Origin of the sequence: Agromyces soli (genome assembly GCF_022811605.1) — a bacterium.
In the GTDB taxonomy this organism is placed as follows: domain Bacteria; phylum Actinomycetota; class Actinomycetes; order Actinomycetales; family Microbacteriaceae; genus Agromyces; species Agromyces soli.
The window spans coordinates 2260415-2274820 of the sequence record NZ_CP094533.1 but is presented as its reverse complement, the minus strand read 5'-3'; the positions used below and the strand labels follow the sequence as shown (position 1 = coordinate 2274820).

The following is a 14406-nucleotide window of genomic DNA, read 5'->3' as shown; positions in this document are numbered from 1 at the left end:
CCCCAGTCGCGAAACCGAGCTGCCCGACTTCCATCGAAGTCGGGCAACTCGGTTTCGGACGGTGCGGCGAGACCGCTCAGCGGGCCTCGGCGACGAGGATGCGCGGGCTGCCCGGCAGGGCGATCGTCTCGACGTAGTTCCAGCCGGCCTCGTCGAGCCACTCGCGGACCTCGGCCTCGGGGAACACGACGGTGCCGTCGATGTTGTAGTACTCCCCCGCGTGCAGCGCGTCGATGCGGCGCTGGCGCGGCTCCTCGTCGAGCGTGAAGTCGAGCACGGCGAGCTTCGCCCCCGGTGCCGCGGCCGCGCGGGCGTTCGCGAGGATGGTGCGGTTCTGCTCCGCCGTGAAGCGGTGCAGCACATGGTTCACGAAGACGAGGTCGTGCTCGCCGCCCGGCTCGACCGACTCGGTGTCGCCGCCCTCGACCACGGCGCGGTCCGCGAGGCCCGCCTCGGCCACAGCCTGCGCGACGGAGTCGGCGAAGTCGGGCGCGACGACGAAGCGCGTGGCGAGCTCGAGGTTCGCCCGCATCACGTTGACGGCGAAGGCCGGGCTGAGGCCGCCGAGGTCGAGCAGCGAGCGCCGCCCGGTGACGTCGAAGGCGCGGGCGAACTCGTCGGCGTGCAGCTCGTTGTAGCGCATCACGCCAGCGAGGAAGCGGCCCCAGCCGGCCTCGTCGAGCTCGAGCACGCCCGGCGCGTCGGAGTCGACGGTTCGGTCGTAACCCCGCCACTGCTCGTAGGAGGTGTCGCCGAGGAACGCCAGGAACGGCCCCAGGTCGATCTCGGCGCGCTCGCCGGTGAGGTAGGTCGCGGCATCCGGGGTGAGCGAATAGCGGCCACCCTCGCGCTCGAGCAGGCCCTGGGCGTTCATGCTGTCCGCGAGGATCCGCACCTGGCGCTGCGGCACGCCGGTCGCCGCGGCGAGCGCCTCGGCGTCGAGCGGGCCGTCGGCGAGCGCGGCGAACAGGCCGATGCGGCTCGCGGTGATGAGCTGCTTGGCGCCCATGAAGCCGATCGCGATGTCGACGATGGCGGCGGGGCTGGCGGCCCGCTCGGCGGGCTGGAGGGTGTCGGTCATGGCTGCGCTTCCTGTGCGGCCGCCCGTATCCGTGGGACGGCGATGTCGTGGATTCAGCACGATGCTACACGTTTTTCTACTAACATAGAAAAACAAATCCACCCGTTCATTCACCGTCGAAAGCGAACGCATGCCTCTCACCGTCAGCACCCGCACCCTGCCCGCCGCCGGCGACGCCGCAGGCCGCGGCAATGCCCCCGTCGTCCTCCTGCACGGCTTCGCCTCGGACGGCGAGACCGACTTCGTGGCGAGCGGACTCGCCGACGCGATCGCCGCCTCCGGACGCGAGGCGATCGTCGTCGACCTGCCGGGGCACGGCACCGGCGGCGCGATCGGGGCGGACGAGGATGCCTCGACCGGCGCGGTCGTCCGGGCCATCCGCGAGGCGCTCCCCGAGTCCGGGCCGGTCGACGTCGTCGCCTACTCGCTCGGCGCGCGGCTCGCCTGGGCGCTCGCGGCCGCCGAGCCGCGCGTGCAGCGCCTCGTGCTCGGCGGCCTCAGCCCCTTCGAGCCCTTCGCCGGCGTCGACGTCGCCGCCCTGGTCCGCGCGCTGGACGGCGAGGCCCCGGCCGACCCCATGCTCGGCATGATGGCCGCGATGATCGGCGCTCCGGGCCGCGATCGAGACTCGCTGCCGCGCCTCATCGCCGGCCTCGCACGCGAGCCCTTCGACCCGGCGCAGGACGTGCCGGCCGTGCCGGTGCTCTTCGTCGCCGGCGCGGACGACCCCATGACGGCCGGCATCGACCGCGTCGCAGAGGGCGTCGCGCGCGGGCAGCTCGTGCGGGTGCCCGGCGACCACCTCGGCGCGCTCGCGAGCCCCGAGTTCCGCCAGGCCGTGCTCGACTTCCTCGCCTGACCCCTGACACCGCTCGAACCGCGAGTTGCCCGACTTTCATCAAAGTCGGGCAACTCAGGGGTGAAGCAGGTCTGACGCGCCCCGCGCGGCTACGCCCAGACGCCGTCGGAGCGGACGGCCTGGTCGAGCTGGAGCCCCTCGGTCGCCGAGCGGATCGCCTCGGCGCCCACCCGGTCGAGCAGGGCGAGCGCGCCGAGGTTGTCCTCGAGCTGCGCCATCCGGCTGACGCCGAAGAGCACGTTCGCCGTCGCGGGGTTCGCGAGGCAGAAGGCGATGCCGAGCTGCGTCGGGGTCGCATCGAGCTCGGCGGCGATCCGGGCCACCTCGGGGAAGATCGCGACGATGCGCTCGCGGATCCCGCCGACGTCCGCACCGATCTTGCGCCCGGGCACGGCCTTGCCCGCGAGGATGCCGCCCTCGAAGGCATCCGAGGCCTGCAACGCCAGCCGCCCCGACGAGAACAGCTCGCCGTACTCGGGCCCCTCGGCCATCGAGCGACGCACGAGGCCGTACTTCAGCTGCGCGAAGCTCGGCGGCACGAGGCCCTCGCGCTCGGCGTGGTCGAGCGCGAGCACGAGGTCGTCGGCGCGCCAGTTGTTGACGCCCCAGGCGCCGAGCCGGCCGGCCGCGATCTCGGCCTGCACGTCGTCGACGACGCGGCGCACGTCGATCGGCTCGAGGTAGTCGCCGACGACGGCGAACTCCGCATGCTCGACGCCGATGCGCTCGAGCGACGTCGTGAACTGTCCGGCGAAGCCGACGCGCGGGTACTCCCAGAGCCAGAGTTTGCCGCAGAGCAGGTAGTCCTCCCGGGCGAGCCCGGCCTCGCGCACTGCACGACCGAAGATCAGGTCGGTCGTCGCCTGCTCGGCGTGCGGACCCAGGTCGTAGTGCGCCACGTCGAAGAACGCGGCGCCCGCCTCGTGGGCGCGGCGGATCAGTGCGACCGCGTCGTCGAAGTCCATGCGGTCCCAGGTGTTCCAGGACCCGAGGGAGAAGACGGGGACCTCCGGCCCGCCGGGCCCGAGCTGGCGGGTGGGAACGGTGACGGTCATGCGGCCTCCTCGTCGCTTTTTTCTACGCTCGTATAATATAACCACGCGCGTGCACCGACGCACGCCGACGGCAGAAGGAGATCCCGTGTCCGAACCTCGAATCGTGCTCATCACCGGCGGCGCCGGCGGCATCGGCCGCGGCATCGCCACCGCGTTCCGCGACGCGGGCGACCGGGTCGTCGTCGCCGACGTCGACGCGGACGCCGCACGCGCGACCGCGGACGAGCTCGGCGTCGCGCACCTGGCGCTCGACATCACGGATGCCGAGGCTGCCGCTCGCGCCGCCGAGGCCCTGGAGGCCGAGTACGGTCCGGTGGGCGTCCTCGTGAACAACGCCGGCATCCTCTCGGTGCACGGCGCACTCACCGAGCTCGAGCCCGGCGCCTACCGCTCGATCGTCGACGTGAACATCGTCGGCACCTTCACGATCACCCAGGCGGTCGCCCGTCGCATGATCGCGAACGGCACCCGCGGCGCCATCGTGAACATCTCCTCCATCGGCGGCCGCCAGCCCACGCCCGGGATGGGCGCCTACGAGTCGAGCAAGGCCGCGGTCGACTCGCTCACCCGCTGGGCGGCGATCGAGCTCGCCGGACACGGCATCCGCGTGAACGCGGTCGCCCCGGGCCCGGTGCTCACGCCGATGCTGCGGATGGGGATGCCCGAGGGCTCCCCCGCGCGCGAGGCCTGGTCGAGCCGTATTCCGCTCGGCAAGCTCGCCGAGGTCGAGGAGGTGGCCCCCGCCGTCGTCTTCCTCGCGAGCGAGGGCGCCGCGCACATCACGGGCGTGAGCCTCGCCGTGGACGGCGGCCAGCTGCTCACCTGAGCCGCCCCACCCACCCTGCCGAGTTGCCCGACTTCCATGAAAGTCGGGCAACTCGGAATGGCGCGTCAGCGCTCGAACACGACGTCGCCGTCGACGACGGTGAGCTCGACGCCGACCCGGGGCAGCTCGGCCGGCGCGAGGTCCAGCGGATTCGCCTCGAGCACGCAGAGGTCGGCCGCCATCCGCGGCGCGAGGGTGCCCTTCCAGCCCTCCGCGCCGTCCTGGTGCGCCGGCACGACCGTGTACGCGCGCAGCAGCTGCAGCATCCGCCGCTCGGCGTCCGCGGGCGCTGCGGCGCCCATCCACGCATCCGCGTCCGCCAGGCCCTGCCGCCAGTCCGGCGCGAGCACCGGCGCGTCCGAGCTGAGCGACACGCGCACGCCCGTCTCGATCGCGCGCCCGATCGGCCACGCCGCCGCGGCGACCTCCTCGCCGAGCACGCCGGCGACCCACGGGGCCGTCTTCGCCGCGATGCCGGCCTGCACGTTGAGCCCCATGCCGAGCCCGCGCATCCGGTCGAGCGCCGTGGGCGTGACGAGGTCGCCGTGGATGACGTAGTGGCGCAGATCGGCCGGCGCCTCCGCGGCGGCGACCTCGACGGCGTCGATGACGTGATCGATCGTGCGGTCCCCCGTGGCGTGCACGCCGAGCTGGAGGCCGTGCCGGTGCACGGCGCGGATCATCTCGGCGAGGTTCGCCGCGCGCTGATCGAGGTCGCCGCCGCCCACGAGGAGTCCGCCGTGCGAACCGTCCGGATAGGCGTGCGCCGTCCAGGCCTGCAGCATCGGCGGGATGCCGTCCGCGAAGATCTTCACCCCGGCGACGCGCAGCCACGCGGGCCGTTCGGTCTGCCGCTCGAGCCCGCGCAGCCCGGCGAGGAACGCCCGCAGCTCGCTCGGCCCGTCGAGCACGCCGAACAGGGCGAGCACGTTCACGCGGGCGCGCAGCGCGCGCTCCGATTCGAGCGCGCGGTAGCTGTCGAGCACGGCCTGACCGAAGCATCCGGTCGCGCCCTCGTCCTCGCCCGGCCCGAGGCCGGGCTCCGTGTAGCTCGTGATGCCGAGCGAGGCGATGAGCTCGCCCGCGCGCAGGATGGCCCGGCGCCGGCCGGCCTCGTCGTCGACGAGGCGGGGCCCCGCCGGAACGTGCGGATCGGCGGCGGATGCCTCGAGCTGGGCGGCCTCGGCGGGCGGCCCCCCGTGCCCGCCGGACGGGACCTCGGCCGCCTCACCCGCCTCCATCGCCCCGAACACCGTGTCGGGCCACATCGCGCCGAGCCAGGCCGCGTGCAGGTGCGAGTCGTTGATGCCCGGGATGACGGCGCGGCCGTCCAGCTCGACGACGCGCGTGCGGCGGCCGATCAGCGGCGCGATCCTCGCCTCGTCGCCGACGGCGAGCACCCGGCCGTGCCGCACGGCGATCGCGGTGCCGCGGGTGTCGGCGGCGTCGAGCGCGAGCACCGTCCCCCCGCGGAGCACCAGTTCGGCGGGGCCCTCGGCACCCGATCGTTCGACTCCCTGCACGTCTCCTCCTCGAGCGCTGGCAATTTTGGTCAACGTATGTAGAATAACCCACATCGGCGGCCGGTCGACAACGTCGCGACCGGAACCACCGCCTCGAAGGGAGCTTTCGATGACGATCCCCACGACCACCCGCGCCGCCGTGCTCACCGCCCACGGCGAGCCCCTCGAGCTGCAGGAGCTCCCGCTCCCCCAGCACGTCGAGCCGGGCGCGGCGCTCGTGCGCATCACCTGCGCGAGCCTCTGCGGCACGGACATCGAGATCTGGTCGGGCCGGATGAGCTTCCCCGGCATGCTGCCGATGGTGCTCGGCCACGAGATGGTCGGCGAGATCGTCGCCGTGGGCGAGGGCACGCGCGACGCACTCGGCCGGGAGCTCGCCGTCGGCGACCGCATCGGCTGGTCCGAGTCCACCTGCGGCGAGTGCTTCGGCTGCACCGTGCTGCGCGAGCCCGTCGCCTGCAGCCGCCGCGGCTACGGCTTCCTGCAGCGTTCCGACGTGCCGCCCTACGCGACCGCCGGGCTCGCCGACTACGCCTACGTGGTGCCGGGCGCGGCGAAGCTGCTGCTGCCCGCCGAGGTCAAGGACACCTGGGCCTCGATGGCCGGCTGCGCCGCCAAGACCGTGCTGCGCGCCTTCGGCCGCGCGGGCGGCGTGCGGCCCGGCTCCCGCGTCGTCGTGCAGGGCTCGGGTGCACTCGGCATCTTCGCCACCGCCGTCGCGAAGCTCTCCGGCGCGGGCACGGTCATCACCGTCGGCGCCCCCGCCGAACGGCTGGCGATGGCCGAGCGCTTCGGCGCCGATCACGTCGTGGGCATCGAGGGCGGCTCGGACGCGGTCGTCGCACGGGTGCTCGAGCTCACCGAGGGGCAGGGCGCGGATCTCGTGCTCGACTTCGCCGGGGCGCCGAGCGTCGGTCCCGAGGCGATCGGCATGGCCGCCCAGCGCGGCACCTTCGTCGTCGTCGGCTCCACCGGCCCCGTCGGCGAGCCGATCGCCCTCTCGGCGATCATGGGCAAGGAGCTGACCGTCGTCGGCTCGCTGAACGGCGACATCGCCGACTACGCGCGCGCCATCGACTTCTTCCGCGCCTTCGCCGATCGGATGCCGTGGGACGAGCTCTTCTCCCCCGCCGTGCCGCTCGCCGAGGCGAGCGCGCACATCGAACGGATGCACCGGCTCGGCGAGATCAAGGCCGTCATCGACCCGCGCCTGCCCTGAGCCGGCGCCCCCACGACCGAACGCCCACGACTGGAGCGACCATGACCGGACCCACCACCATCCCCACCCGCGAGATCGGCACGAGCGGCATCCGCACCGGCGTGCTCGCGCTCGGCTCCTGGCACACCTACGACCGCATGGACTTCGAGGACGCCGTCGAGCTCGTCGCGACCGCCGTCGAACGAGGGATCACCCTGTTCGACGTCGGCGTGTACGGCTTCCCCGGCATGAAGCCGCCCGCGATCACCGACGTGCTGTTCTCGGCGATCGTGCGCGGCGCCGGGCTCGCTCGCGAGCAGTACCAGCTCTCGGAGAAGCTCTGGCTCGAGGGCTACGGCGAGGGCGGGTTCCGGCCGCAGCTCGAGCGCGCGCTCTTCCGCGTCGGCACCGAGTACGCCGATCTCGTCATCCTCGGCGACCTCCGCCGCGACGACCTCTCGCTGCGCGAGCTCGTGCTGGACCTCGCGGGCCTCGCCGAGGCCGGGCTGATCCGCGCCTGGGGCGTGAACAACTGGTCGGCGACGAACATCCGCACTCTGCTCGAGCTCGCCGAGGCAGAGGGGGTGCCCGGCCCGCAGATCGCGCAGCTGAAGTACAGCGTCGCCCGCCGCTCGATCCCCGACGGCGAGCCGTTCGCCGCCATCTGGGAACGCGGCTTCAGCATGCAGGCCTCCGACGTGCTGGAGGGCGGGATCCTCGCCGGCCGGGTCGAGCGCGAGCGCGAGGTGGGCCGCGACCCCGGCGACGTCCGCGCCCGCATCGTCGAGCAGGTGCCCGAGTTCGTCGCACTGGCCGAGTCGCTCGACGCGAGCCCCGCCCAGCTCGCCGTCGCCTTCACCCTCACCCACCCGGCGAACACGACAACCCTGTTCGGCGCGACCCGGATGGCGCAGCTCGAGCAGAACCTCGCGGCCGTCGAGCTCGCCGAACGCATCGGCGCCGTGGAGCTGCGCCGGCTGGTCGAGCCGTTCTGGGCCGACCGCGGAGTCGTCGACCCCGAGGGCCCCTGAACGGCCCAAGGACCTGAACGGCCCAAGGACCTGAACGGCCCAAGGACCTGAACGGCCCAAGGACCTGAACGGCCCAAGGACTTGAACGGCCCCGGGACCTGAACGGCCCGAGGCATCCCACTCCCACCACCGACCCATCGACGATCGAGAGCCGAGACCATGACCGCCTATCCGCCCGTGCCGTTTGCCGACGAACTGCTGCCCGCCCTCGAGGCGATGAACGCCGCCCCGCAGCCGCCGCTCACGGAGGAGAGCCTGCCGCACACCCGGGAGGGCGCCGACCGGATGTTCCCGTCCGCCGCCGAGCTCGTCGCCGGCCGCGCCGTCGAGGCCGAGGAACGGGTGATCCCGGGCCCGGCCGGGTCGCCCGAGCTCGAGATCACGATCTTCCGCCCGACGGGGCACGCCGCGGCGAGCACACCGCTGCCGGCGCTCGTCAACTACCACGGCGGCGGCATGATCGTCGGCCACCGCTCCTGGGAGCACGGCCGGGTCGTCGACCTCGTCGAGTCGCTCGGCGTCGTCGGCGTGAACGTCGAGTACCGCCTCGCTCCCGAGCACCCCTACCCCGCCGGCGTCGAGGACAACTACGCCGCCTTCGTCTGGACGGCCGAGCACGCGGCCGAGCTCGGCGTCGACCCCGAGCGGATCGTCGTCATGGGCGGCAGCGCGGGCGGCGGCTTCGCGGCCGCGGTCGCCCTGATGGCGCGCGACCGGAAGGGGCCCGCCCTGGCCGGCCAGCTCCTGATCTGCCCGATGCTCGACAACACGAACAGCACCGTGGGCAGCTACCAGTACGACGGCATCGGCACCTGGCAGCGCGAGCTCAACCTGCTCGCCTGGCGGATGGTGCTCGGCGCCGAGCTCGCCGGCTCCACGGCGGCGCCCGCCTACGCCGCGCCGAGCCGCGCCGCCGATCTCTCCGGCCTCGCCCCCGCGTTCATCGAGGTGGGCGCGGCGGAGATGTTCCGCGACGAGGACGTCGACTACGCGAGCCGCATCTGGGCGACCGGCGGCCAGGCCGAGCTGCACGTCTGGGGCGGCGCCTTCCACGGCTTCGACATGTACGCGCCCGACACCGAGCTCACCCGTGCGGCACTCGCCTCGCGGGATTCCTGGCTCCGCCGCGTCCTGGGCCTCTGACCCGGGCGCCGGCCGCCGAGCCGGGCCCCCACCGACCCCGACGTCCGTGCCGGCGGAACGCCTGCCCCGCCGGTACGGACGACTCGGACCCGCACCCGCGCACCCCGCGCACCCACCGGAACGAGGGAGTCCCGATGACCACCGACGCCGCGCCGACCCCGGTGCCCTACGACCCCGCGCTCGAGCCGGGCCTCGCCGCCTTCCTCGAGCTCGTCGAACGCATCCCGCTCCGGGGCGACACGATCCTCGCGAACCGGGCGCACTTCGCCACCATCATCCCGCCGATCGAGGCGCAGATCGGCGAGCTGCCGCTGGAGTTCGAGCACCGGCGCGTGCCAGGTCCGGCCGGCTCCCCCGAGATCGAGGTGACGATCATCCGCCCCCGCGAGCGCGCCGAGGCCGCGCCCGGCGTGCTCGGCATCCACGGCGGCGGCCTCGTGCTCGGCACCCGCTTCTTCGGCACCCCCGAGCTCATCGAGCTCGCGCTGCGCTACGGCACCGTCGGCGTCGCGGTCGAGTACCGGCTCGCCCCCGAGCACCCGGGGCCCGCCGCCGTCGAGGACTGCTATGCGGCGCTCGAGTGGTTCGCCGCGCACGCCGCCGAACTCGGCGTCGACCCCGAGCGGATCATCGTCTCGGGCGCGAGTGCGGGCGGCGGCCTCTCCGCGGGCGTCTCGCTGCTCGCGCGCGAGCGCGGTGGGCCCCGCCTCGCCGGGCAGCTGCTCAACTGCCCGATGCTCGACGACCGCAACGAGACCGTCTCGAGCCGCCAGTACGACGGCATCGGCGCGTGGGACCGCAACAACAACGACACCGCCTGGACCGCCGTGCTGGGCGACCGCCGCTTCGGCGACGACGTCTCCCCCGCCGTCGCGCCCGCACGCGCCGCCGAGCTCGGCGGCCTGCCGCCCGCCCACCTCGAGGTCGGCGCGGCGGAGGTGTTCCGCGACGAGACGGTCGCCTACGCCTCCCGGATCTGGGCGGCCGGCGGCCAGGCCGAGCTGCACGTGTGGGCCGGCGCCTACCACGGCTTCTCGGGATTCTCGCCCGAGGCGATCGTGTCCCGGGCGGCGAACGAGGCGCGCGACAGCTGGCTCCGGCGCACGCTCGGCGTCGAGCCGTCCCCGTGACGCACGACGCGGGCGCCGCCCGGCCCGGCGGCCCCGCCCGGCCGGTCATGGGCGTCGGCCGGGCGATGCTCGTGCTCGGCCTGCTCGAGGCCTTCGGCCCGCTGTCGATGGACCTCTATCTGCCGAGCCTGCCGCAGCTCGCGACAAGCCTCGGCACGAGCGACGCCCTCGCCCAGGCGACGATGTCGGTCTGCATGATCGGGCTCGGGCTCGGCCAGCTCGTCGCGGGGCCGCTGAGCGACCGCTTCGGCCGTCGCCGGCCGCTCCTCGTCGGGGTCGCCCTGTTCACCGCGCTCTCGCTCGTCTGCGTCGTGGCGCCGAGCATCGAGGTGCTGCTCGTCGCCCGATTCCTGCAGGGGCTCGCCGGCTCGGCGGGCATCGTGATCTGCCTCGCCGTCGCCCGAGACCTCTACTCGGGCGCGGAGCTCAGCCGCATGCTTTCCCTGCTGATGCTCGTCAGCGCCTCCGCGCCGATCGTCGCCCCCGTCATCGGCGGTCAGCTCGCGCTCGTCATGGACTGGCGCGGCATCTTCGGCGTGCTCGGCGGCGTCGGCGCGCTGCTCTTCGTGCTCGCGCTCACGCTCATGCGCGAGACGCTGCCGCCCGAGCGCCGGCACGGCGGCGGCTTCGCCGCGAGCGGGCGGCACCTCGGCGCGCTCGCCCGCGACGGGCTCTTCCTCGCCGTGCTCGGCGCCTCGGCGGCGGGCGGGGTCGCCTTCTTCGCCTACCTCTCGATGTCGAGCTTCGTGCTCCAGGACGAGTTCGGCCTGAGCCCGCAGCTGTTCTCGCTCTGCTTCGCGGCGAACGCCGTGGCGAACATGGCGGGCGCGCAGCTCAGCCGCGTGCTCGTGCGGCGGGCCGGGCCCGCCCGGATGTACCTCCTGGGCCTCAGCATCACGGCCGCGTGCGCGCTGCTGCTGCTCGGTGGCGCGATCGCCGGCGTCGCGCTCTGGGTGATCCTCGCGCTCGGCCTCTTCCTCGCGAGCGTCGGCGTGGGCGGTCCGAACGGTTCCACGCTCGCGCTCTCGGCGCACGGGGAGCGGGCCGGCACGGCATCCGCCGTCCTCGGCACCGCGCAGTTCACCGTCGGCCCGATCGTGGCCCCGCTCGCCTCGCTCACCGGGGCGACCGCGCTCGCGATGGGCTCGACGATCGCCGCGGGCGCGCTCGTCGCGCTCGCGCTCGGCTGGGCGGTCGTGTTCCCCGCGCTCCGCCGTCGCGGCGCCCTCGCCCCCTGAACGCCCCGGCCCAGAACCCGAGTTGCCCGACTTTCATGAAAGTCGGGCAACTCGGGAGGTGGTCGTCGGTGGTCAGTCGGCGAGGAGGAAGCGGGCGGCCTGCTCGCCGATCAGCACGGACGGGGCGTTCGTGTTGCCCGTCGTCACGCGCGGCATGATCGAGGCGTCCGCGACACGGAGCCCCGCGACGCCGTGCACGCGCAGCTTCGGATCGACCACCGCCTCGGGCCCGATGCCCATCGCGCACGTGCCGACCTGGTGGTGGTAGGTGATGGCGGTCGAGCGGACGTAGGCCTCGAGATCCTCGTCCGAGACCTCCGGCCCCGGGTAGAGCTCGCTCGCGCCCCACGCCTCGGCGAGCGCGGGCTGCCGCCCGATGCGGCGGCACTGCGCGACGGACGCGACGAGGGAGCGCACGTCGTCGGGGTGCGAGAGCGCGCCGAGGTCGATGCGCAGGGGGTCGTGCGGCTCGGGACCGGACAGGCGGATGCTGCCCCGGCTCTTCGGCGTCACGATCCCGGCCATGAGCGAGAAGCCGTCGCCCGGTCCCGTCATGCCCTCCTGGTACATCGGCACGCTGAAGTGGATCGGCTGGGTGTCGGGCACCTCGAGGGCGGGGTCGCTCTTCCAGAACAGGTGCGTCTGCGTCACCGAGACACCCTCGTGCGGCGGCCCGACGGGGCGCTCGGTCGTGAAGATCACGGGCGACAGCAGGTGGTCGTGCAGGTTGCGGCCGACGCCGGGCAGGTCCGCGACGGCCTCGATGCCGAGCTCGGCGAGCTCGTCCGCCGGCCCGATGCCGCTGCGCAGCAGGATCCGCGGCGAGTCGATCGCGCCCGCCGCGAGCACGACCTCGTCGGCGCGAAGCTCGTGCAGCTCGCCGCCCTGCTCGAAGACGACGCCCACGACGCGCGGTCCGCCGTCGGGAGCCCCGCCGGGCTCGGGCTCCGCGAAGAGCAGCCGGTGCACATGGCAGCCGACGCGGACGTCGACCGCGTCGCGCACGGGGGCGAGGTAGGCGAGGTAGGTGTTCAGGCGACGACCGTCGCGCATGGTGACCTGCTCCTGCGAGACGCCGTCGAGGTGGTCGCCGTTGTAGTCGGGGTTGTGCTCGAGCCCCTCCTCGACGGCGGCCTCGATGATGGACGCCTGGATCGGGTCGAGCGGGTAGTCGTCGGTGACGTCGAGCAGGCCGGCGTCGCCGTGCAGCTCCGAGGCGCCGCCCGAGAAGCGCTCGATGTCCCGGTAGATCGGCAGCACCTCGGCCCACGACCAGCCCTCGTTGCCGAGGCTCGCCCAGTGGTCGTAGTCCGCCGGCGCGCAGCGCACCCAGATCATGGCGTTCAGCGAGTGCGAGCCGCCGAGCACCTTGCCACGGGGCAGGTGCAGGCGTCGATCCGCGGCCGCCGGCTGCGGCTCGGTGAAGTAGTCCCAGTCGTCCGGGCTGTGCCAGAGCTCGCCCATCCGGCTCGGGTCGTGGATGGCGGGGTTGGTGTCCTCGCCGCCGGCCTCGAGCACCGTGACCGAGACGCCGGCGTCGGCGAGGCGGCGGGCGATGACGCTGCCGGCGGAGCCCGCGCCCACGACGACGACACGACGCGCGCCGCCGGACTCGGGGGTGACGGTGGACTGGGGGGTTGCGGCCACTGGCGTTCCTCTCCATCGGGGATGCCTCGAGGCTGCCAGGCCAGCACCGAGCCTGCGAGCGCCCGGGCGGCCCCGTACGCACACGGTCAACGCTCGTGCTCGCCAGGTCAAGGCCGGCCGGGCGGGCGCTCGTAGCGTGGGATCCGACCGGATTCACCCGGTCTCGACCGGACTCTCTGAGTGGAGGAATCCATGGAAAGCTACGACCGCCTCCTCGAGGCGATCACGCCGTCGTCGGGGCCGTCCCGCGACGTGCACGACCCCGCGACGGGCGAGCTCATCGGCACCGCCCCCGTGCAGGACGTCGCCGATCTCGAGCGCGCCATCGACACCGCCGTCGCCGCGCAGCCGGCCTGGGCCGCCCTCGCCGACGAGGAGCGGCGCGGCTACCTGCACCGCGCCGCGGACGCGATCGAGGCCGCGGCGGAGCCGCTCGCCGAGCTGCTCTCGCGCGAGCAGGGCAAGCCGCTGAACGGCCCGAACGCCCGCTTCGAGGTCGGTGCCTGCGTCGCGTGGCTGCGTGCCACCGCCGAGACGCCGCTGCCCGTCGAGGTCGTCGTCGACGACGGCGAGAACTACGCCGAGCTGCACTACCGCCCGATCGGCGTCGTGGGCGCGATCTCGCCGTGGAACTGGCCGATGATGATCGCGATCTGGCAGATCGCCCCCTCGCTGCGCATGGGCAACACCGTGGTCGCGAAGCCGGCCGAGACGACGACGCTCTCGGGGCTCGCCCTCGTCGCCGTCATGAACGAGGTGCTGCCGGCCGGCGTGCTGAACATCGTGGCCGGCCCCGGCCGCACCGTCGGCGACGCGCTCACGAAGAGCCCGAAGGTCGGCAAGATCATGTTCACGGGCTCCACGCCGGTGGGCAAGCGCATCATCGAGGCGAGCGCCAACAACGTCACCCGGCTCACCCTCGAGCTGGGCGGCAACGACGCCGGCATCGTGCTGCCCGACGTCGACCCCGCGGCGATCGCCGAGAATCTGTTCTGGGGCGCGTTCATCAACACGGGCCAGACCTGCGCCGCCCTGAAGCGCCTCTACGTGCACGACTCCGTCTACGACGAGGTCGTCGCGGCGCTCGTCGAGGTCGCCAAGAACGTGCCGATGGGCGTCGGCCTCGACGAGCAGAACGTGCTCGGCCCGCTGCAGAACCGCGGCCAGTACGAGATCGTCGACCGCCTCGTCGAGTCGGCGAAGGCCGCCGGCGCCCGCGTGGTGCTCGGCGGCGACCCCGACCACGACGCCGTCGGCAACTTCTACCCGACGACGATCGTCGCCGACATCGACCCGCACAACGACCTCGTCGTCGAGGAGCAGTTCGGCCCGGCCCTGCCGGTCATCCGCTACTCCGATCTCGACGAGGTCGTGGGCCTCGCGAACGAGCTCGAGGTCGGCCTCGGCGCCTCGGTGTGGTCGGCGGACCGCGATCGGGCACGCGAGATCGCCGCGCGCCTGCAGGCGGGCACCGTGTGGATCAACTCGCATGGCGGACTGCACCCGATGGTGCCGTTCGGCGGGGCGAAGCAGTCCGGCTACGGCCGCGAGTTCGGCGTCGAGGGCCTGAAGGCCGTCGCCGAGCCCCAGGTCGTCAGCGGCTGAGCCGAGCACCGCGACGAGGAAGGGCCCCGCTCGACGAGCGGGGCCCTTCCTCGTGCCCGACGGGATCGTG

General features: G+C 73.6%; 12 protein-coding genes. 8 read left to right on the top strand and 4 right to left on the bottom strand.

The window, feature by feature from the left end:
• Positions 1–76 precede the first annotated feature (76 nt).
• Positions 77–1081: a methyltransferase gene (locus MTP13_RS10915; protein ID WP_243567789.1), complete on the bottom strand. Its 1005-nt coding sequence runs from the start codon at positions 1079–1081 to the stop codon at positions 77–79.
• A 130-nt stretch (positions 1082–1211) separates the two neighbouring features.
• On the opposite strand from MTP13_RS10915, the gene MTP13_RS10910 reads away from it, so the two are divergent.
• On the top strand, positions 1212–1940 hold the full coding sequence (locus MTP13_RS10910; RefSeq protein WP_243567788.1) for an alpha/beta fold hydrolase: 729 nt from the start codon (positions 1212–1214) through the stop codon (positions 1938–1940).
• 89 nt (positions 1941–2029) lie between these two features.
• Here MTP13_RS10910 and MTP13_RS10905 read toward each other — a convergent pair whose 3' ends face one another.
• Positions 2030–2995, bottom strand: coding sequence for an aldo/keto reductase (locus tag MTP13_RS10905; RefSeq protein WP_243567787.1), 966 nt, complete (start codon positions 2993–2995; stop codon positions 2030–2032).
• 85 nt (positions 2996–3080) lie between these two features.
• Here MTP13_RS10905 and MTP13_RS10900 point away from each other — a divergent pair, with 85 nt between their 5' ends.
• Positions 3081–3821, top strand: coding sequence for an SDR family NAD(P)-dependent oxidoreductase (locus tag MTP13_RS10900; RefSeq protein WP_243567786.1), 741 nt, complete (start codon positions 3081–3083; stop codon positions 3819–3821).
• 65 nt (positions 3822–3886) lie between these two features.
• Here the strand turns inward: MTP13_RS10900 and MTP13_RS10895 are convergent, their stop codons facing one another.
• Entirely contained in the window at positions 3887–5344 is a 1458-nt protein-coding gene (locus MTP13_RS10895) for an amidohydrolase (RefSeq protein WP_243567785.1), read from the bottom strand.
• A gap of 109 nt (positions 5345–5453) precedes the next feature.
• Between MTP13_RS10895 and MTP13_RS10890 the strand changes: the two genes are divergently transcribed.
• From MTP13_RS10890 to MTP13_RS10870, 5 genes are all read left to right on the top strand, one after another.
• Positions 5454–6563 (top strand): zinc-binding dehydrogenase, encoded by a 1110-nt coding sequence (locus MTP13_RS10890; RefSeq protein ID WP_243567784.1) that lies wholly within the window; start codon positions 5454–5456, stop codon positions 6561–6563.
• Positions 6564–6604: 41 nt separating this feature from the next.
• Positions 6605–7573, top strand: coding sequence for an aldo/keto reductase (locus MTP13_RS10885; protein ID WP_243567783.1), 969 nt, complete (start codon positions 6605–6607; stop codon positions 7571–7573).
• Between the two features lie 159 nt (positions 7574–7732).
• The gene (locus MTP13_RS10880) at positions 7733–8716 is read left to right on the top strand and encodes an alpha/beta hydrolase (RefSeq protein ID WP_243567782.1); all 984 of its coding nucleotides are present in this window, start codon (positions 7733–7735) and stop codon (positions 8714–8716) included.
• Positions 8717–8850: 134 nt separating this feature from the next.
• On the top strand, positions 8851–9846 hold the full coding sequence (locus tag MTP13_RS10875; RefSeq protein ID WP_243567781.1) for an alpha/beta hydrolase: 996 nt from the start codon (positions 8851–8853) through the stop codon (positions 9844–9846).
• Positions 9843–11084: a multidrug effflux MFS transporter gene (locus MTP13_RS10870; RefSeq protein ID WP_243567780.1), complete on the top strand. Its 1242-nt coding sequence runs from the start codon at positions 9843–9845 to the stop codon at positions 11082–11084. Before MTP13_RS10875 ends, MTP13_RS10870 begins: the two co-directional genes overlap by 4 nt.
• Positions 11085–11156: 72 nt before the next feature.
• Here the strand turns inward: MTP13_RS10870 and MTP13_RS10865 are convergent, their stop codons facing one another.
• Positions 11157–12731, bottom strand: a complete 1575-nt coding sequence (locus MTP13_RS10865; RefSeq protein WP_243567778.1) for a GMC family oxidoreductase — start codon at positions 12729–12731, stop codon at positions 11157–11159.
• Between the two features lie 192 nt (positions 12732–12923).
• On the opposite strand from MTP13_RS10865, the gene MTP13_RS10860 reads away from it, so the two are divergent.
• Positions 12924–14336, top strand: a complete 1413-nt coding sequence (locus MTP13_RS10860) for an aldehyde dehydrogenase family protein (protein ID WP_243567777.1) — start codon at positions 12924–12926, stop codon at positions 14334–14336.
• The last annotated feature ends 70 nt before the right edge of the window (positions 14337–14406 follow it).